16 protein-coding genes are annotated in these 18,994 nt (G+C 71.0%); 6 read left to right on the plus strand and 10 right to left on the minus strand.

Annotated features, from left to right (window positions below; translation table 11 throughout):
- Window positions 1–38 precede the first annotated feature (38 nt).
- Genes ACQEV1_RS39275 through ACQEV1_RS39285 form a run of 3 tightly spaced genes read right to left on the minus strand, consistent with a single transcriptional unit; the run spans window position 39 to window position 3,110 of the window.
- Window positions 39–2,126, minus strand: a complete 2,088-nt coding sequence (locus tag ACQEV1_RS39275) for a RecQ family ATP-dependent DNA helicase (protein ID WP_433401477.1) — start codon at window positions 2,124–2,126, stop codon at window positions 39–41.
- A gap of 42 nt (window positions 2,127–2,168) precedes the next feature.
- Entirely contained in the window at window positions 2,169–2,498 is a 330-nt protein-coding gene (locus ACQEV1_RS39280) for an ArsR/SmtB family transcription factor (RefSeq protein ID WP_433401479.1), read from the minus strand.
- A gap of 36 nt (window positions 2,499–2,534) precedes the next feature.
- Complete coding sequence (locus ACQEV1_RS39285; protein WP_433401481.1) at window positions 2,535–3,110, minus strand: TetR/AcrR family transcriptional regulator; 576 nt, start codon at window positions 3,108–3,110, stop codon at window positions 2,535–2,537.
- A 112-nt stretch (window positions 3,111–3,222) separates the two neighbouring features.
- Here ACQEV1_RS39285 and ACQEV1_RS39290 point away from each other — a divergent pair, with 112 nt between their 5' ends.
- Complete coding sequence (locus tag ACQEV1_RS39290; RefSeq protein ID WP_433401483.1) at window positions 3,223–4,647, plus strand: DHA2 family efflux MFS transporter permease subunit; 1,425 nt, start codon at window positions 3,223–3,225, stop codon at window positions 4,645–4,647.
- On the opposite strand, the gene ACQEV1_RS39295 is transcribed toward ACQEV1_RS39290, so the two are convergent.
- Entirely contained in the window at window positions 4,640–5,770 is a 1,131-nt protein-coding gene (locus tag ACQEV1_RS39295) for a lactate 2-monooxygenase (protein WP_285628147.1), read from the minus strand. The two genes, ACQEV1_RS39290 and ACQEV1_RS39295, sit on opposite strands and share 8 nt — an antisense overlap.
- Before the next feature lie 112 nt (window positions 5,771–5,882).
- Here ACQEV1_RS39295 and ACQEV1_RS39300 point away from each other — a divergent pair, with 112 nt between their 5' ends.
- Window positions 5,883–8,387: a DNA gyrase/topoisomerase IV subunit A gene (locus ACQEV1_RS39300; RefSeq protein WP_433401485.1), complete on the plus strand. Its 2,505-nt coding sequence runs from the start codon at window positions 5,883–5,885 to the stop codon at window positions 8,385–8,387.
- A gap of 73 nt (window positions 8,388–8,460) precedes the next feature.
- On the opposite strand, the gene ACQEV1_RS39305 is transcribed toward ACQEV1_RS39300, so the two are convergent.
- From ACQEV1_RS39305 to ACQEV1_RS39325, 5 genes are all read right to left on the minus strand, one after another.
- On the minus strand, window positions 8,461–8,817 hold the full coding sequence (locus ACQEV1_RS39305) for a hypothetical protein (RefSeq protein ID WP_285580161.1): 357 nt from the start codon (window positions 8,815–8,817) through the stop codon (window positions 8,461–8,463).
- Between the two features lie 660 nt (window positions 8,818–9,477).
- Window positions 9,478–10,134, minus strand: a complete 657-nt coding sequence (locus ACQEV1_RS39310) for a response regulator transcription factor (protein ID WP_285580163.1) — start codon at window positions 10,132–10,134, stop codon at window positions 9,478–9,480.
- Window positions 10,131–11,288, minus strand: a complete 1,158-nt coding sequence (locus ACQEV1_RS39315; RefSeq protein ID WP_285628141.1) for a histidine kinase — start codon at window positions 11,286–11,288, stop codon at window positions 10,131–10,133. The genes ACQEV1_RS39310 and ACQEV1_RS39315 overlap by 4 nt, the downstream gene beginning before the upstream one ends.
- The gene (locus tag ACQEV1_RS39320) at window positions 11,288–11,764 is read right to left on the minus strand and encodes a hypothetical protein (RefSeq protein WP_433401488.1); all 477 of its coding nucleotides are present in this window, start codon (window positions 11,762–11,764) and stop codon (window positions 11,288–11,290) included. The genes ACQEV1_RS39315 and ACQEV1_RS39320 overlap by 1 nt, the downstream gene beginning before the upstream one ends.
- A gap of 115 nt (window positions 11,765–11,879) precedes the next feature.
- The gene (locus tag ACQEV1_RS39325) at window positions 11,880–13,973 is read right to left on the minus strand and encodes a DNA gyrase/topoisomerase IV subunit B (RefSeq protein ID WP_285628137.1); all 2,094 of its coding nucleotides are present in this window, start codon (window positions 13,971–13,973) and stop codon (window positions 11,880–11,882) included.
- Window positions 13,974–14,141: 168 nt separating this feature from the next.
- On the opposite strand from ACQEV1_RS39325, the gene ACQEV1_RS39330 reads away from it, so the two are divergent.
- The 4 genes from ACQEV1_RS39330 to ACQEV1_RS39345 all read left to right on the plus strand — a co-directional run bounded on the left by ACQEV1_RS39330 (window position 14,142) and on the right by ACQEV1_RS39345 (window position 17,298).
- Complete coding sequence (locus tag ACQEV1_RS39330; RefSeq protein ID WP_285628134.1) at window positions 14,142–15,044, plus strand: ABC transporter ATP-binding protein; 903 nt, start codon at window positions 14,142–14,144, stop codon at window positions 15,042–15,044.
- Entirely contained in the window at window positions 15,041–16,105 is a 1,065-nt protein-coding gene (locus ACQEV1_RS39335) for an ABC transporter permease (protein WP_285628131.1), read from the plus strand. Before ACQEV1_RS39330 ends, ACQEV1_RS39335 begins: the two co-directional genes overlap by 4 nt.
- A gap of 133 nt (window positions 16,106–16,238) precedes the next feature.
- Window positions 16,239–16,472, plus strand: coding sequence for a DUF7455 domain-containing protein (locus tag ACQEV1_RS39340; RefSeq protein ID WP_285580169.1), 234 nt, complete (start codon window positions 16,239–16,241; stop codon window positions 16,470–16,472).
- 103 nt (window positions 16,473–16,575) lie between these two features.
- Window positions 16,576–17,298, plus strand: coding sequence for a YaaA family protein (locus tag ACQEV1_RS39345; protein WP_433401491.1), 723 nt, complete (start codon window positions 16,576–16,578; stop codon window positions 17,296–17,298).
- A gap of 53 nt (window positions 17,299–17,351) precedes the next feature.
- Here the strand turns inward: ACQEV1_RS39345 and ACQEV1_RS39350 are convergent, their stop codons facing one another.
- Window positions 17,352–18,983 carry an RNA polymerase sigma factor gene (locus ACQEV1_RS39350; RefSeq protein ID WP_433401493.1) on the minus strand — a complete coding sequence of 544 codons (1,632 nt, stop codon included), beginning with the start codon at window positions 18,981–18,983 and terminating at the stop codon, window positions 17,352–17,354.
- Between the last annotated feature and the right edge of the window lie 11 nt (window positions 18,984–18,994).

Here is an 18,994-nt window from a genome sequence, read left to right on the forward strand (position 1 = left end):
ACGGTCGTTTCGGATTCGCGAATCGTGCGGGTCCGGGGTCAGGACGTCACCGCGAGGGCGAGCGGCAGCACCGCGGATGCTCCGGCCTCCCGCAGCAGCTTCGCCGCGACGGTCATCGTCCAGCCGGTGTCGACCTGGTCGTCCACGAGCAGCACCGGACCGGTGAGCTCGCCGAGCCCCTCCGGTACGGCCATGGCGGTCCAGAGCGTACGGACCCGCTGGGCGCTGTTGTGGCGGCGCGGCCCCGGGCCGCCGGCGGTGTAGGCGATCTCGCCGAGGTAGGGCAACCGGCCGATCGTCGCGACGCGCCGCGCGAGGTCGGCGATCATGCCGGGCCGGGTCGCGGACGCCATGGCGATCACCCCGGCCGGGCGCTGCTCCCAGTCCCAGGCGGACAGCACCGAGACGACGGCGGCGAAGACGTCGTCGGCCACCGGGGCGTCCGGCGCGCCGTCGGCCAGGAGACGGCGCAGCCGGGTGCCCCAGCCGAGGTCGGTGAGCCGCCCCAGCGCACGGCCGGGCGCCGCCTGCAGGCCCGGCGGGATCCGGCCCGCGATGCCCTCGTCCTTCATTCCCGTGGGCCACATGCGGCGCGGCGTCACCTCCACTCCCGGGCGGCTCAGCCGGTCGCGGGCGGACGCGGCGCCCGCGTCGGAGACCTCGGCGGAACGGTGGCTGCCGGTGCAGTTGTCGCAGCGTCCGCAGGGGGCGGCCTCAAGGTCGTCCAGCTCGCGGCGGAGGAACTCCATGCGGCAGGCGCCGGTCGCCTCGTAGTCGAGCATGGCGCGCTGCTCGCGGGAGCGCTCCGCCGCGACGCGCTCGTACCGCTCGCGGTCGTAGGCCCACGGCTCGCCGGTGGCGGTCCAGCCGCCGCGCACCCGCCGCACGGCGCCGTCGACGTCGAGGACCTTCAGCATCATCTCCAGGCGGCTGCGCCCGAGGTCGACGCGGGTCTCCAGGGCTGCCGTGGACAGCGTGCCCTCCTCCTCCAGCACGCGCAGCGCCAGGCGCACGACCTGCTCGGCGGGGAAGGCCAGGCCGGCGAAGTACGCCCAGATCTCGCGGTCCTCGGCGCCCGGCAGGAGGATCACCTCGGCCCGCTCGACGCCGCGGCCGGCCCGGCCGATCTGCTGGTAGTAGGCGACCGGCGACTGCGGCGCGCCCACGTGCACGATGAAGCCGAGGTCGGGCTTGTCGAAGCCCATGCCCAGGGCGCTGGTCGCGACGAGCGCCTTGACCTTGTTGTCGAGGAGGTCCTGCTCGGCCTGCAGGCGCTCGGCCTGCTCGGTCTGGCCGGTGTAGGCGGCGACGGCGTACCCACGGTCGCGCAGGAACGCGGCGATCTCCTGCGCCGCCGCGACGGTGAGCGTGTAGATGATGCCGGAGCCGGGGAGTTCGGCGAGCCGCTCGGCGAGCCAGGCCAGCCGGTGCTCGGCGCCCGGCAGGCCCACGACGGACAGGCGCAGGCTTTCGCGGTCGAGCGGCCCGCGCAGGACGAGCGTCTCGTCTCCGGTGCTGAGCTGGTCGGCGACGTCACGGGTCACGCGCGCGTTGGCGGTGGCGGTGGTGGCGAGCACCGGGACGCCGGGCGGCAGGTCGGCGAAGAGCGTGCGGAGCCGGCGGTAGTCGGGCCGGAAGTCATGGCCCCAGTCGGAGATGCAGTGCGCCTCGTCGACGACGACCAGGCCCGCACCGGCCGCGAGCTTGGGCAGGACCTGGTCGCGGAAGTCGGGGTTGTTGAGGCGTTCGGGGCTGACGAGCAGCAGGTCGACCGCGCCGTCCTGGACGTCGGTGAAGATCCGCTCCCAGTCGTCGGTGTTGGAGGAGTTGATCGTGGCGGCGTGGATGCCGGCCCGCTCGGCGGCGGCGATCTGGTTGCGCATGAGGGCGAGCAGCGGGCTGACGATCACCGTCGGGCCGGCGCCGCGCTCGCGCAGCAGGGAGGTGGCGACGAAGTAGACCGCCGACTTGCCCCACCCGGTGCGCTGGACGACGAGGGCGCGCCGCCGCTCGACGACCAGGGCGCGGATCGCGGTCCACTGGTCCTCACGGAGCCGGGCGTGCTCCCCGGCGAGCTCGCGCAGGCGCGTCTCGGCGCGCTGCCTCAACTCGATGTCGTCGGCCATGGGTCCTTGGTATCAGCACCCACCGTCGGTTGGGGACGCCGTTCAGTGAAGCCGGGCGAGCTCGGGCTGGATGACGGCGTCGAGCAGACCCGGGAAGCGGGCGTCGAGGTCGTCGCGGCGGAGCGTGAGGAGGCGGCGGGCGCCCTGGACGCGGGACTGCGTGATGCCGGCCTCGCGCAGGATGCGCAGGTGGTGGGACATCGTGGACTTGCTCACCACCAGGCCGGCGTCGTGCTGGATCTGCCCGCAGGAGGACTCGCCGACGCGGGCCAGCGTGCGCACGGTGGCCAGGCGCGCGGGGTCGGCCAGCGCCGCCAGCACCCTGGGCAGGCTCAGCGCCTCCGCCGGGGGGTGGATCGCCTCTTCGCTCACCGGTCAAGCATAAGTCGGATCGACCTTACGTTCGACTCACGTCGAACCAGTGGGCAGGCGGAGGCCGTCGAGCATGGTCTGGATCATCGGCTCGAGGTAGTCCGAGTCGCCGTGGATCTTGGCGATGGCGACGATCATGTCGAAGATCTGCTCGAGCGTGAGATCGTCGCGGACCTCGTGGGCCTGCTGCGCCGCGGCCAGCAGCGGCCGGCCGGCGGCGAGTGCCCGTGCGCGCTGGCCCTGGATGGCGGGGCGGTCGTCGTCGGAGTGTTCGAGCAGTTCGGCGACGATGAGGCGCTTGCCGGGGATGAAGGCGAAGACCCGGCGCAGCCAGGTGGCGAACGCCGCGCCGGGGGCCTGTCCGTCCGCGGAGCCGGCAGCCGCGCAGAGCGCGTCGACCTCGTCGACGTAGAGGGCCTCGAGAAGCTCCTGGCGCCCGGGGAAGTTGCGATAGAGCGTGGCCATGCCGACTCCGGCGCGCCGGGCGATCTCGGCCATCGAGATGTCCGCGGCGGGGTCGGCGAAGGCCGCACGGGCGGCGGTCAGGATCCTGTCGCGGTTGCGCGCGGCGGCCGCCCGCCTGGCGGGAAACGAGGTCTGGTCCGATGCCATCGATCTCCTCTCAAGTGGACAGCCTATCCGGCATCGGCCTATCGTTGGCGGATAGCCTATCCGGCAACTCGTGGAGGAGCGTCTCATGCCGCACCATCGTCAACGTGAGGAAGTGGCGAAAGCTCCCTCCCCAGGGCATGAGGCGCAGGATGTCGCCAAGCCGGGAGTGAGCCTGGCGATCATCGCCGTGATCGCGTGCGTGGCGCAGTTCATGGTGGTGCTCGACTCGAGCATCGTGAACGTCGCGCTGCCGTCGATGAAGACCGGGCTCGGCCTGTCGGTCGACGCGCAGCAGTGGGTCGTCAACGGCTACCTGATCGCCTTCGGCGGTCTGCTGCTGCTCGCCTCCCGCGCCGGCGACCTGTTCGGCCGCCGGCGCGTCTTCCAGCTCGGCCTGGTCGCGTTCACCGCCGCCTCCCTGTTCGGCGGTCTCGCCCAGGAGGGCTGGATGCTGCTGGCGGCGCGCTTCCTGCAGGGCGCCGGTTCCGCCGCGCTCGCCCCGTCGAGCCTCAGCCTGATCACGGCCAGCCACACCGATCCCGGCCGGCGCACGCGCGCGATGACCTGGTGGGGGGTCGCCGCCTCCAGCGCGGGAGCCGCCGGCATCGTACTCGGCGGGCTCCTCACCGCCACCCTCAGCTGGCGTTGGGTGATGCTGGTCAACGTGCCCATCGGCATCGGCCTGCTCATCGCCACCTTCACCTGCCTCAGGCCCTCCCCCGCGTCCGGGAGCCGCCCCCGCGTCGACGTCCCCGGCGCCGTCACGGTCACGCTCGCCGTCGCCGCGATCGTGTACGGCGTCTCGGCCGCTCCCGACCACGGCTGGACCTCGGGCCGGGTGCTCGCCGCGCTCATCGCCGGCACCGTGCTGCTCGCCGCGTTCGTGGGCATCGAGCTCCGCACCGACGAGCCGCTGATCCCGCCGGAGGTGTTCGCGGTGCACAACGTCCGGGTGGGCAACGTCCTGAGCCTGTTCGGGGGCATCGTGATCACCACTCCGCTGTTCTTCCTCTCGCTCTACCTCCAGCAGGTGCTGGGTGAGAGCGCGCTGCGCACCGGGGTGTCCCTGCTACCGATGGTGTCCGTGATCAGCCTCGGCGTCCTCGCCTCCCAGAGGCTGATCGCCAAGGTCGGCCCGCGACGTCTCGTGCTGGGCGGCGGCCTGGTCACCGCCGCCGGACTGGTGTGGCTCGCCCGGCTGCCGGCCCACTCGGACTACGTCGCCCACGTGCTTCTTCCCACCCTGGTCGTCGGCGCGGGAATGAGCGTGATGATGATGCCGGCCGTCGTCGCGGCGACGGCCGGCGTCGCCCCGCGCAACGCCGGGGTCGCCTCCGGACTGATCAACATGTGCCGCCAGCTCGGCGCCGCACTCGGACTGGCCGCTCTGGTCACCGTCGCGGCCACCGTCACCCGCCACGGCTCCGCGCCCGTCGTCGACGGCTACCGCATCGCCCTGCTCGTCGTCTCAGCGGCCGGCGTCGTCACCGCCCTCATCTCGTTCTTCCTGAAGGAGCGGGTCGACACGGCTAGGTGACGTTCTGCAGGATCTCCAGGGACGGTGAGGTCACGTCGCCGTGGCCGGACAGACGCAGTGTCAGCTCGGTCTCGGCGAGCAGGCAGCGCAGCACGTGCCGTACGCCCGCCTCGCCCGCCAGCGCCAGCCCGTACGCGTACGGGCGGGCCACCAGCACCGCCTTGGCGCCCAGCGCGAGGGCCTTGACCACGTCCGCGCCCGAGCGGATTCCGCTGTCGAACAGCACGTCGATCTGGTCGCCGACGGCGTGGGTGATCGGCGGCAGGGCGTCCAGGGCGGCGATCGCGCCGTCGACCTGGCGCCCGCCGTGGTTGGAGACGACGATGCCGTCCATGCCCGCGTCGACCGCGCGGCGGGCGTCCTCGGTGTCCTGGATGCCCTTGAGCGCGATCGGCCCGTCCCAGTGCTCACGCAGGAACACCAGGTCGTCCCAGGTCAGTGACGGGTTTCCGAACAGCGAGGCCCAGTGCAGGATCGGGTCGTCGCCCGCCGCGGCGGAGAAGACCGGGTCGGCGAAGTAGTTCTGGTTGCCCAGGCCGCGCAGGAACGGCAGGTAGGCGTTGTCGAGGTCGTGCGGCCGCCAGGCGAGCATGAAGGTGTCCAGCGTGACGACGAGCGCGGTGTAGCCGGCCGCCTTCGCCCGTTCGAGGAAGCTGATCGCCAGGTCCCGGTCGTTCGGCCAGTACAGCTGGTACCACCGCGGCCCGGCCGCCTCCGCGACCTCCTCCAGCGTGTACGAGGCGGCCGTGCTCAGCACCATGGTGACGCCCATCTTCTCGGCCGCCCGCGCGACCGCCAGTTCGCCGTCCGGGTGCAGCTGGCGCAGGACGCCGACGGGGCCGAGGAGCACCGGAGCGGGCAGCGTCTCGCCGAGCACGCTGGTGGTCAGGTCGCAGGTCGTGTGGCCCGCCAGCATCCGCGGCACCAGCCGATGGCGCCGGAACGCCTCGCGGTTCTCCCGTGCCGTGTCACCCGTGCCGGCCGCGCCCGCGACATAGTCGTACGCCTCGCGGGAGAGCTTCTTCTCGGCCAGGGGTTCGAGCCGGGTCAGGTCGGTCGGCAGTGAGGGGACGATGTCGGTGAGGCCGTTGAGATAGATCTCGTTCTGGAAGTCGGCGTACATGCGGCACTCCCCAGTTCGTGGACGGGTCCGGTGCGACATCTTCCACCATGGGTCCGCGGCACGCCGACGTCCACGGCGCAACCTGTCGGGCCGACCCGTCACAATGACAGTTATGGCACGACGCGGCACGCAAACCCCTCCCCCGCCGGATTTCGAAGAGAACATCGTCGACGTCGATGTCTCGGAGGAGATGCGGGGCAGCTATCTCGAGTACGCCTACTCGGTCATCTACCAGCGGGCGCTCCCAGACGCGCGCGACGGGCTCAAGCCCGTACAGCGCCGCATCCTCTACTCGATGAACGAGATGGGCCTGCGGCCCGACCGGGGACACGTCAAGTGCGCCCGCGTCGTCGGCGAGGTGATGGGTAAGCTGCACCCCCACGGCGACTCGGCGATCTACGACGCGCTCGTACGCCTGGCGCAGCCCTGGGCGATGCGGATGCGGCTCGTCGACGGGCACGGCAACTTCGGCTCGCTCGGCGGCGACGACTCGCCCGCCGCGATGCGGTACACCGAGGCCCGCATGTCGCGCGAGGCCGCCCTCATGGTGGCGAGCATCGACGAGGAGACCGTCGACTTCCGGCCCAACTACGACGGCCAGGAGCAGGAGCCGGAGGTGCTACCCTCGGCGTTCCCCAACCTCCTGGTCAACGGCAGTTCGGGCATCGCGGTCGGCATGGCGACCAACATGGCGCCGCACAACCTCGGCGAGGTGATCGCCGCCGCGCGCCACCTGATCAAAAACCCCGAGGCGTCACTCGATGACCTGATGCGCTTCGTGCCCGGCCCCGACCTGCCGACCGGCGGCAAGATCGTGGGCCTGGAGGGCGTCCGCGACGCGTACGAGACGGGCCGCGGGATCTTCCGCACCCGCGCCACCGCCCACATCGAGAGCGTCACACCGCGCCGCAAGGGCATCGTCGTCACCGAGCTCCCGTACGCCGTGGGCCCCGAGCGCGTCGTCGCCAAGATCAAGGACCTCGTCAACGCCAAGAAGATCTCGGGCATCGCCGACCTGAAGGACCTCACCGACCGGCAGCAGGGCCTCCGCCTGGTCATCGAGATCAAGAACGGCTTCCACCCCGAGGCGGTGCTGGAGGAGCTCTACCGGCTGACGCCGATGGAGGAGACGTTCGGCATCAACAACGTCGCCCTCGTCGACGGCCAGCCGCGCACGCTCGGCCTGCGCGACCTGCTCCAGGTGTACGTCGACCACCGCATCGACGTCGTACGCCGCCGCAGCCTGTTCCGCCGCAAGAAGCGCGAGGACCGCCTGCACCTCGTCGACGGCCTCGTCATCGCGCTGCTCAACATCGACGAGGTCATCCGGGTCATCCGCGAGAGCGAGGACTCCGCCGAGGCGAAGACCCGCCTGATGGGCGCGTTCGAGCTGTCGGAGATCCAGGCGCAGTACATCCTCGACACGCCGCTGCGCCGCCTGACCAAGTACGACCGGCTGGAGCTGGAGAGCGAGAAGGAGCGGCTCACCCGCGAGATCGCCGAGCTCACCGCGATCCTGGAGTCGGAGGCCAAGCTGCGCGCGCTCGTCTCCAGCGAGCTGGCGGAGATCGCCAAGACGTACGGCACGCCGCGCCGCACCGTCCTCCTGGAGTCCTCGGGCCAGACGAAGACGGCCGCCGTGCCGCTGGAGGTCGCCGACGACCCGTGCCGGGTGCTGCTGTCCTCGACCGGCCTGCTGGCCCGTACGACGTCGATCGAGCCGCTGCCCGCGGAGGGAGCGCGCGCACCCCACGACGTGATCGTGTCGATCGTGGGAGCGACCGCGCGCGGCCAGGTCGGCGCCGTGACGAGCGCGGGCCGGATGATCCGGGTGGACGTCCTCGACCTCCCCGCGCTGCCGCCGTCGGCCGCCCCACCGTCACTGGCGGGCGGTGCGCCGATGAGCGAGTTCGTCACGCTGGAGAAGGACGAGACGGTGGTCGGCCTGGCGTCGCTCGACGCACCCGGCCTGACCATCGGCACCGAACAGGGCGTGGTGAAGCGGGTCGCCCCCGACTACCCCAAGAACGCCGACGAGTTCGAGGTGATCGGCCTCAAGGACGGCGACCGGGTCGTCCGCGCGCTGCAGTTGGAGTCCGAGGACCACGAGCTGGTGTTCATCACCAGTGACGCGCAGCTGCTGCGCTTCCCCGCGTCCAGCGTCCGCCCGCAGGGCCGCGCGGCGGGCGGTATGGCCGGCATCAGGCTGAGCTCGGGCGCCCGGGTCGTCTGGTTCGGCGCTCTCGACGGCGAGCTGGAGTCCCGCGTGGTCACGATCGCGGGCAGCTCCACCGCCCTGCCCGGCACCCAGACGGGCGCCATCAAGGTCGCCGACTACGCCGAGTACCCCGCCAAGGGCCGCGCCACCGGCGGCGTCCGCGCCCACCGTTTCCTCAAGGGCGAAGACATCCTGATCCTCGCCTGGGCCGGGCCGGTCCCGGCCAGGGCCTCCGGCATGACGGGCAAACCGCTCGACCTCCCGACCGAGCTGGGTCGCCGTGACGGCTCGGGCGTGAAACTCCCGTCCCCGATCACCGCCATCGCCGGCCCGGTCGGCACGTCCGACGCGCCGGCTCAGCTGACGGAGCCGGCGGAGTCGGCGGAGGAGCCGGAGTAACTCACCCGGTCGCGGGCCGGGGCATGCTCCCGGCGCCCCCTCCCCGGCGCGCGCCGGGGAGGGGGCGCCGGCATCAGCGGTGCAGGGGCTGCTCGCCGTCGCGCTGAGCGGGGATCTTCGGCGGCTCGGCCATGGCCGCGATCGCCTCGAGGAGGTCGTCCGGGCCGCCGCCCGGCTCCTCGTAGTGCCAGAAGCGAACGATGCGTTCGGCGGGCAGCGGGAGCCGGAACTCGCCGTCGGTGAAGGTGCCGGCCTCGCTGAGGCGATCGAGGACCGGCGCGTCGTCGGGCAGCTCGGCGGCGTACGCGGCGGCGTTGAGCAGCGCCACCGCACTCCGCGCGTTGCGACCCTCGTCATGGTCGTCGGAACGGTTGAGACGCCACCAGGCGTAACGGCGGAGGCATTCAGCGATCATGAAGGTCTTTCGCACGCCGGTTCTCCTTGAGAAAGCATTCACATAGCTTCATAACGCACAGTAGTCGACTGATCACTTCTTGTCCTCCCGCGTCGCCCGGCGTCGCAAGGATCTACGCGCTCTTGCCCATGACCGTACGGATCAGCGATTCATCCCTCCGACGGCCGCCGCCCTGTTCGGAGGACCCGGCGCAGGGATCCGGAACGGTGGGCGGTCGAGCCGATGGCAGGGCGGGCGTCTCCGCCGGGACTCGGCGAGGCCACGGACATGGGCACGGGGCACCTCTGTACGGGTTCTTATGTGAGCGAAATTCTCTGCTCACATAAGAACGCTTCTACGCGGCCAGGGTGCGCGTCCAGGTTGGCGGTCCTCGCCGCCCGGCGACACGTCGCGGACCACGGCAGCGATCCGCGGAAACACCGGTCAGCCCAGGCCGGCCAAACCCCCGCGATACGCGTCCGTCACGGCCACGGGTACGCGCCCAGCTTGACGGTCCTGGGCGCCCGGCAGCACGTCGCGGGCCGCGGCGACCGTCCGCAGAAACACCCGTCAGCCCACGCCGGCCAAACCCCCGCGATACGCGTCCGTCACGACCACGGGCACGCGCCCAGCTTGACAGTCCTCGCCGCCCGGCGGCACGTCACGGGCCCCGGCGACCGTCCGCAGGAGCACCGGTCAGCCCAGGTCGGCCAGGCCCTTGCGGTACGCGTACGTCACGGCCTGGGCGCGGTCGCGTAGGCCGGCCTTGGCGAAGAGGTTGTTGATGTGGGTCTTGACCGTCGCCTCGCTGATGAACAGTTCGCGGGCGATCTCGGCGTTCGAGCGGCCCGCGGCGATCAGGGTCAGGACCTCGGCCTCGCGCTGGGTCAGGCCGTCCGGGAGATCGCCTCTGCGGCGGCGGGACGGCTGGCCGCCGGTGGCGAGGGCGTCGACCAGGCGGCGCTGGACCGACGGGTCGAGCTGGGCGTCGCCGCCGCGTACCGCGTCGATCGCTCGGGCGATCTCGTCCGCGCCCGCGTCCTTGGTGAGGTAGCCCCGCGCGCCCGCCTGGAGGGCGGCGAAGACCGACTCGTCGTCGCTGTACGTCGTCAGGACGACGATCTGCACCGCCGGGTACTCCGTCTTGATGCGCCGGGTGGCCTCCACGCCGTCCACGCGCGGCATGCGGAGATCCATCAGGACCACGTCGGGGCGGTGTTCGGCGACCAGGCGCAGGGCCTCCTCGCCGTCTCGGGCGGACCCGACGACCTCCAGGCCCGGCAGCAGGCCGAGCAGCAGCACCAGCCCGTCGCGTACGACGGTCTGGTCATCGACCACCAGGACACGCGTCACAGCGGCACCCGCAGCAGCACCCTGAACCCCTTCTCCACCGGACCCGCCTCCAGTGTGCCGCCGATCAACTCGGCGCGCTCACGCATTCCGACCAGACCGTATCCTCCGCCGCTCCCCGCGAGCGGGCCGGGTTCGCCGCCCGAGTCGGTGACCTCCAGTTCGCACCACCCGTCGATGTAGCGCAGCGCGACCATGACCGCCGCGCCCGGCGCGTGCTTGCGGACGTTCGTCAACGCCTCCTGCGCGGTGCGGATCACGGCGAGGCTCGCCTTCGCCTCCAGGTCCCGGGGTTCGCCCTCGACCTTCAGGTCGCAGACGGCGTCGGCGAGGAGCCGGTGTTCGTCGGTGAGCTCGCGCAGCACCACGTCCATCGGCGGGATGTCGCCGCGCAGGGTGGCCAGGGCGCGCCGTGTCTCCTCCAGACCGCTGCGGGCCAGGCCGCGGGCGCGTTCGACCCGGTCGAGCGCCTCGTCCGTACGGCCGCTGACCATGAGCAGCCGCGCCCCCTCCAGGTGGACGAGCTGGGCGGACAGCGAGTGCGCGAGGATGTCGTGGATCTCCCGGGCGATACGGGAGCGCTCGGCCAGGATGAGGTTCTGCTGCTCGGTCAGCCGCGCCGCCTCGCGCGTACGGCCGGCCCGGATTCCGGTGAACATCCCCAGCATGCCGACGATCGTCCACAGCTCGCCGAGTGGACGGCCCTCGGCCAGAACGCCGACCATCATCCCGACCGATCCGACCGCCGCCGTCGGGAGGGAGCGCAGCATCGACGCGCTCGAACCGGCGAACCCGACACAGGCGAAGATCAAGGCATTCCCCGGGCGCTCGGGCGCGATGGCGTACAGCGCGACTCCCGCGCCGGCCCCGGCCAGGTAGAAGATCCAGCTGCATGCCGGGACGCGGCGGGATGTCATCAGCGCGAGGAGGAGACAGCCGGCCCCGGCGACGCTCACGGCGGTGAGTGCCAGGTCGGCGCCGTGCAGCCCGGCGTGCGGGCGGCCGGAATGTCCGTGCTCGCGCAGCATCGCGTACAAGAACCACGTGGTCGCGGCGGCGACGATGGCGACGCGCAGGTACGGGCTGTCCCGGGAGTGAGGACCCGGCCGGCACGCCGGCCACAGCCGGGCGCCGAGCCGGCTTCGAAACTCTGCCATCACGGTTGCACGCTAACCCTGCCCGGGAGCTCGCGGGACCGCCAGCTGATGACCGCGTTCTGGGCGAGCAGCCACGCCGCGACCGAGATGAGCACCGTTCCGCTCCCCGGCCGGGCTCCGGCCGCGTGCCCGAGGGCGTACAGACCACCGCGTACGGCGATCGACGCCATGAACACTCCGAAGGTCGCCCAGGTCCCCCGGCTCCACAGGGAACCGTCCGCCTCCCGCCATACGTGCGTGGTCGCCCCGAGGCCGAGTCCGAGCAGCAGGGCCGCGGCGATCTCGGCGGCGAGCAGGCCGGTGCTGAGCTCGGCGTGATGCGCGTCGATCAGATGGCCCTGCGCGATGCCGACGACGCCGATGATGAGCGGAAGCACCAGCAACCGCCGTTCGTCGACCCGCCGCCGGGTGAACCGGCGCACGATCACGAGTACGACGACGGCGACGACGATCAGTGCGTTGAGAACCTCATGCATGGTCTCGACGGTAGGAAGCGCCGGGCCGGTGCGGATCGGCGCGCGGATGGAGCTTGCCCGGCTCCACCCCCGGGTGGAGCCGGGCCGCGATCCGGCCTACGGGCGACCCGTCGGGTCAGATGTCGATGCGGGCCTCATCCAGCTCGGCGGCGCCGCCCGAGATGAACTCGCGCCTCGGGCCCACCTCCGAACCCATCAGCAGTTTGAAGATGCTCGCGGCCTCCTCGGCATCCTCGATGCGGATGCGTCGGAGCATGCGGTGGCGGGGGTCCATCGTGGTCTCGGCCAGCTGGTCGGCGTCCATCTCGCCGAGGCCCTTGTAGCGCTGGATGGGTTCCTTCCACCGGACCGAGCGGCGCTCGAACTCCACGAGCTTCTTGCGGAGCTCCGCGTCGGAGTAGGTGTAGACGTGCTTGTCCTGCCCCTTTTTGGGGTTGGTCAGCTCGATGCGGTGCAGCGGCGGCACGGCGGCGAAGACGCGGCCCGCCTCCAGCATCGGGCGCATGTAGCGGTAGAGCAGCGTCAGCAGCAGGGTGCGGATGTGCGCGCCGTCGACGTCGGCGTCGGCCATCAGGATGATGCGGCCGTAGCGGGCCGAGTCGAGGTCGAAGGTGCGGCCCGAGCCGGCGCCGACGACCTGGATGATCGAGGCGCACTCGACGTTTTTCAGCACGTCGGTCACGGAGGCCTTCTGCACGTTGAGGATCTTGCCTCGGATCGGCAGCAGCGCCTGGAACTCGGAGTTGCGTGCCAGCTTGGCGGTGCCGAGCGCCGAGTCGCCCTCGACGATGAACAGCTCGCTGCGGTCGTCGGCGGTGCGGCAGTCGACCAGCTTGGCCGGAAGCGCGGAGTTCTCCAACGCGCTCTTGCGGCGCTGGGTCTCGCGCTGCTGGCGGGCGGCGATGCGCGCCTTGGAGGCCGCGACGACCTTCTCCAGCACGGCGCGCATCTGCTGCTTCTGGCCGCGCTTGGGGTTGTCGAACGCGTCCTTCAGCTCGCGGCCGACGACCTGGGAGACGATGCGCGTCGCCGCGGAGGTGCCCAGGACCTCCTTGGTCTGGCCCTCGAACTGCGGCTCGGGCAGGCGCACGGTCACCACGGCGGTCAGGCCTTCGAGGACGTCGTCCTTGATGACCGGGTCGTCGCCGTTCTTCATCAGCTTGGTGGCGCGGAGCTGGTCGTTCAGCACCTTGACCATGGCCCGGTCGAAGCCGGCCACGTGGGTGCCGCCCTTGGGCGTGGCGATCACGTTGACGAACGACCTGGTGATCGTTTCGTAGCCGGTGCCCCAGCGCAGCGCGACGTCGACGTCGATGTCGCGCTCGACGTCGGTCGGCGTGAGGTGGCCCTGGTCGTCGAGGACCGGGACGGTCTCGGTGAAGTGGCCGCGGCCCTGCAGGCGCAGCACGTCGGAGACCGGCTCGTCGGTGGCCAGGTGGTCGCAGAACTCGCTGATGCCGCCGTCGAATCGGAACTCGTGCTCGGCGACCTCATCGCCGCGCTCGTCCCGTACGGCGATGGTGAGGCCCGGCACGAGGAAGGCGGTCTGGCGCATCCGGTCGACGACGGTGTCGCTGCTGATCGACGCGTCTTTGAGGAAGATCTGGCGGTCGGGCCAGAAGCGCGTGCGCGTGCCGGTGATGCGCTTGGCGACCCGCTTGACCTGGTGGAGCCCGTGCCGCTTGGCGGGCTTCTTGGTGAACTTGGCGTCGGGGCCCTCGCCGGCGAAGTCGCCGGGCAGCCCGCGCTTGAAGCTCATCGCGTGCGTGTGCCCGTCGCGGTCGACCTCGACGTCGAGGCGCGCGGACAGGGCGTTGACCACCGAGGCGCCGACGCCGTGCAGACCACCGGAGGCCGTGTAGGAGATGCCGCCGAACTTGCCGCCGGCGTGCAGCCGCGTCATGACCAGCTCGACGCCGGTCAGGCCGGTCTTGGGCTCGGCGTCGACCGGGATGCCGCGCCCGTCGTCGCCGACCTCCATCGAGCCGTCGGCGTGCAGCGTGACCTCGATGCGCGAGCAGTGGCCACCGAGAGCCTCGTCGACGGAGTTGTCGATGATCTCCCAGAGGCAGTGCATGAGACCGCGGCTGTCGGTCGACCCGATGTACATTCCGGGCCGCTTGCGTACGGCCTCCAGTCCTTCGAGCACCGAAAGGTGCCGCGCGGTGTATCCGTGCGGATCCTCAGCGGTGATTGTGGCGGCGGTCAACGGCTTTGCTCCTCGGGGGTAGGACGTGCGGCAGCAGGCTACCCGTCAGCGCCGACAGTAGCCGACCGGCGCGCCGTTCCGTCCGCCCTCCACCGGTGGTTGCAGATCGCGAAGCTCCACCTTTCGTAGGTGGTTACGCCCGGATATGCGCCTCTAGGGTCCTTGACCATGTCCAACACGATTGTCGCCAATGACCTGCGTAAGCGCTATGGCGACGTGAACGCCGTCGACGGTGTCTCCCTGACCGTCGAGGCCGGCGAGTTCTTCGGCATCCTGGGGCCGAACGGGGCCGGCAAGACCACGACGCTCGAGATCATCGAGGGCCTGCGGCAGGCCGACGCCGGGGAGATCTCGGTGTTCGGGCAGTCCCCGTGGCCGCGCAACCCCGCGCTGCTGCCGCGGATGGGCGTGCAGTTGCAGGCGTCGGCCTTCTTCGAGCGGCTCACCGCGCGGGAACAGCTGCGCACGTTCGGCTCCCTGTACGGCGTCCCGGGCCGCAAGGCGGACGAGATGCTGGAGGTCGTCGGCCTGAGCGACAAGGCCGACACGCAGGTGGAGAAGCTGTCGGGCGGCCAGGCGCAGCGCCTGTCGATCGCCTGCGCACTGGTGCACGAGCCGGAGCTGGTGTTCCTGGACGAGCCCACCGCCGCCCTCGACCCGCAGGCGCGCCGCAACCTCTGGGACGTGCTGCGCGCGATCAACACCGACGGCCGCACCGTCGTTCTCACCACCCACTACATGGACGAGGCCGAGGTGCTCTGCGACCGGGTCGCGATCATGGACCACGGCCGGATCCTGCGCAGCGGCGCGCCGGCCACCCTCGTACGGGGCCTGGACTCGGCCGCGCGCGTCAGCGTGGCCAGCGGGGTCATGAACGCCGACGAGGCCCGTACGCTCCCGGGCGCCGACGAGGTGACCGACGACGAGGTCTCGCTGACCATCTCCACGCGGGACGCGCCGAAGGTGGTCGCCGCGCTCGCCGAGCGCGGGGCCCTGGAGGGCGTGCAGATCAAGGGCGCCACGCTCGAGGACGTCTTCCTCGACCTGACCGGAAGGGAATACCGGGCGTGAGTAGTTTCAAGAGTCTGGCCTCGGCGATGTTCCTCGGGCTCCGGCGGGACCGGGGGGCGCTGTTCTTCACGATCGCGCTGCCGCTGCTGTTCCTGGTGGCCATCGGGGGGTTGTTCGCCCAGCAGTCGACGCCGAAGTCGAAGGTGCTGGAAATCGGCTCGGTCGGCGTGGTCGACCAGATGCCGGCCGCCATGCGGGCCGACTTCGGGAAGTCGTTCAAGGTCACCAGGATCTCGGACCGGAACGCGGCGCTGGAGAAGGTCAAGAAGGGCGACTACGACGCCGCGCTCGAACAGGTCGGCGACCAGGTCGTCGTCCACTTCTCCGCGGCCGACCAGGTGAAGTCGGGCACCGTCCAGGGTCAGGTCAACGGCCTCGTACAGGCCGCGAACCAGGCCGCCTCCGGGCAGGCGCCGAAGTATCGGCTGCGGGCCGAGCAGGTCGAGGACAAGTCGCTGAAGGCGATCCAGTACATCACTCCGGGGGTGCTCGGCTGGGCGCTCGCCTCGGCGGGCATGTTCGGCGCGTCCACCACACTCGTCACATGGCGCACGAAAGGCATCCTGCGCCGTCTCCGCCTGTCCCCCGTGCCGATCCGCACGGTCTTCGCCGCGCGGGTCGCGGTCAGCCTGGGCATGGCGCTGGTGCAGACCGTGCTGTTCATCGGGGTGGCCACCCTGCCGTTCTTCGGGTTGAAGCTGTCGCACTACTGGTGGATGGCGATCCCGATGGTGCTGTGCGGGGTGCTGGCGTTCCTGGCGATCGGCATGCTGATCGGAGCGTGGGCGAAGACGCAGGAGTCCGCGCAGGCGGTCAGCCAGATGGTCGTACTGCCGATGGCGTTCCTCGGCGGGTCGTTCTTCCCCGTCGACGAGGCGCCAAAATGGCTGCGTGTCGTCTCGGAGATCTTCCCTCTGCGCCACCTGAACGATGGCATGCTGAAGGTCATGGCCCGGGGCGCCGGACCGGCCTCCGTCCTCCCGCAACTGGGGATCCTGCTGGCCTTCGCGCTGGTCGCGACGATCGTGGCGGTCCGGGTCTTCCGATGGGAACAAATCTGAACATTGATCGCGAGGGTGACCTTTGTCACCTCCGGGGCTATTCCGCTCTCGGCGTACACAGAACCCGCATGGGAACGCTCACGTCCGGTTAGATGTTGTCCTAAGCGACCGACCCCGAGACGAGGAAGGCGACGTGACTGGAGCTCTTGCCCCGACCAAGCCGCTGACGGCCGCGGACCGCTGCGACCGCTGCGGTGCCCAGGCCTATGTCCGCGCGATCCTCGCGGGCGGCGGCGAGTTGCTGTTCTGCGCCCACCACGGCCGCAAGTACGGTGAGTCCCTCCGTGCCGCGGGCGCCGAGATTCACGACGAAACCGACCGGCTGCTTGAGACCCCTGCCACCGCAGCTGCCGAAGAAGAGCGGTAGGCCAGGCGAGCCGTATTCATAACCGAGGAGACGGCGGTTGCCCATCCGGGCGGCCGCCGTCTCAGCTTCTGTTGGTGAGCCCTCCCGGGCTCCTGGGGGGACGATGCTGATCCTGCTGCCGCCGTCCGAGGGCAAGGCCGCCGAGGGAGACGGGCCGCCGCTCGACCTGGCCGGCCTCGCCTTCCCCGAGCTCACCCGGACCCGCGAACGCGTGCTCACCGCCCTCGAACGGGTCTGCGCGGGCCGCGAGGCCCGAGCGCGCGAGTGGCTGGGCCTGTCGCCGGGGCAGACCGGCGAGATCGAGCGCAACACCCGGCTGCGGGACGCGCCGACGCTGCCCGCCGCCCGGCTCTACACGGGCGTGCTGTACGACAACCTCGGCCTCGCCGACCTCGACCCGGAGCGTACGGCGCGGTCCGTCCTGATCTTCTCGGGCCTCTGGGGCGCGCTGAGGACCACCGACCACGTGCCCCCTTACCGGCTTGCCGTGGGGGCGCGGCTGCCCCGCCTGGGCGCTCTGGCGGCCGTCTGGCGGCCGGTCCTGACCGCCGCCCTGCCGACGGAGGGCCTGATCGTGGACATGCGCTCGGCCCCGTACGCCGCGGCGTGGCGCCCGGAGGCGGTGAGAGTGCGAGTGTTCCGCGAGCAGGACGGCCGCCGGACCGTGGTGAGCCACATGGCCAAGGCCACCCGCGGCGCGGTCGCTCGCGACCTGCTCCGGGGCGCCGCCGATCCGGCGACGCCCGAGGAACTGGTGAAGACCCTGCTGGACCTGGGGTACACCGCCGAGCTGAACGGCGCCGACGTGGACGTCATCGCCGGCTGAACCACCGATACGGCGAAGGGCCCGCCGGAAGCGGGCCCTTCGTCGTATGCGATCTAGTCGAGGTAGTCCCGCAGCACCTGGGAGCGCGACGGGTGGCGGAGCTTGGACATGGTCTTGGACTCGATCTGGCGAATCCGCTCGCGGGTCACGCCGTAGACCTTGCCGATCTCGTCGAGGGTCTTCGGCTGGCCGTCCGTGAGGCCGAACCGCATGGAGACCACGCCCGCCTCGCGCTCGCTGAGGGTGTCGAGCACCGAGTGCAGCTGCTCCTGCAGCAGCGTGAAGCTCACCGCGTCGGCCGGCACGATCGCCTCGGAGTCCTCGATGAGGTCACCGAACTCACTGTCACCGTCCTCACCGAGAGGCGTGTGCAGCGAAATGGGCTCACGGCCGTACTTCTGGACCTCGACCACCTTCTCAGGCGTCATGTCGAGCTCCTTGGCCAGCTCCTCCGGGGTCGGCTCGCGGCCGAGGTCCTGGAGCATCTGACGCTGGACGCGGGCCAGCTTGTTGATGACCTCCACCATGTGGACCGGGATGCGGATCGTACGGGCCTGGTCGGCCATCGCACGGGTGATCGCCTGCCGGATCCACCAGGTGGCGTAGGTGGAGAACTTGTAACCCTTGGTGTAGTCGAACTTCTCGACGGCGCGGATCAGACCGAGGTTGCCCTCCTGGATGAGGTCCAGGAACAGCATGCCGCGGCCCGTGTAGCGCTTGGCGAGGGAGACGACGAGACGGAGGTTGGCCTCGAGCAGGTGGTTCTTGGCCCGGCGGCCGTCCTCGGCGATCCACTCGAGGTCGTCCAGCACCTGGAACTCGAGGGTCTCGCGCTCGAGGGCGAGCTTCTCCTCGGCGAACAGGCCGGCCTCGATGCGCTTGGCGAGCTCGACCTCCTGCTCGGCGTTGAGGAGCGGGACCTTACCGATCTGCTTGAGGTAGTCCTTGACGGGGTCGGCGGTCGCGCCGGCGGCCGCGATCTGCTGCGCCGGGGCGTCCTCGTCGTCGTCGCCGATGACGAACGACTCGTCCTCGGACGTCGGGCCCTTCTTCTCCGCGGCGGGAGCGGGGGCCTCCTCGGGCTCGGGCTCCGAAGCGGAGTCGTCGCCGTCCTCACTCTCGTCGGAGTCGTCGCTCTCCAGGTCGGCGGCCTCGACGTCGTCGCCGAGGTCGTTCAGGTCCGCCTCGTCGATGTCGGTGACCTCGAGGTCGACGTCGCCGACGTCCTCTCCGTCCTCAGGCTCCTTCTCGGCCTTGGCGGACGGCTGGGGAGCGGCCTTCTTCGTCGGGGTGGCCTTCTTGGGCTTGGCGGCGCTCTTCTTGGCTCGGGCAGGCTTCACCGGCACCTCGGAGGCGTCCTCGTCGACGACCGCGGTCACCGAGTCCTGCTCTTTGGTGGCGGCGGTCGTCTTGGTCTTCTTGGTCGCGGGCGTCGCGCGCTTACTGCTGTTGCGCGCGCGCTTCGGCGCCGCGGAGTCGGCAGCGCTCACCATGACGGTCACACCCTCCTTGCTAAGACTCCGCAAGATGCTCGAGGCCTTCGACACGGGAATGTCGGCCTCCTCGAACGCACGGCGCACATCGTCAGCCTCGAGGTAGCCCTGGTTTCGCCCACGCTCGATCAATTGCCTGACAACGCTCTCGTGCAGCTCGGACGGCTTGGAGGTCGAACTCGCAGGCGACACAAACACCTCTC

Source organism: Actinoallomurus sp. CA-142502 (assembly GCF_050936355.1).
Lineage (GTDB): Bacteria > Actinomycetota > Actinomycetes > Streptosporangiales > Streptosporangiaceae > Actinoallomurus > Actinoallomurus iriomotensis.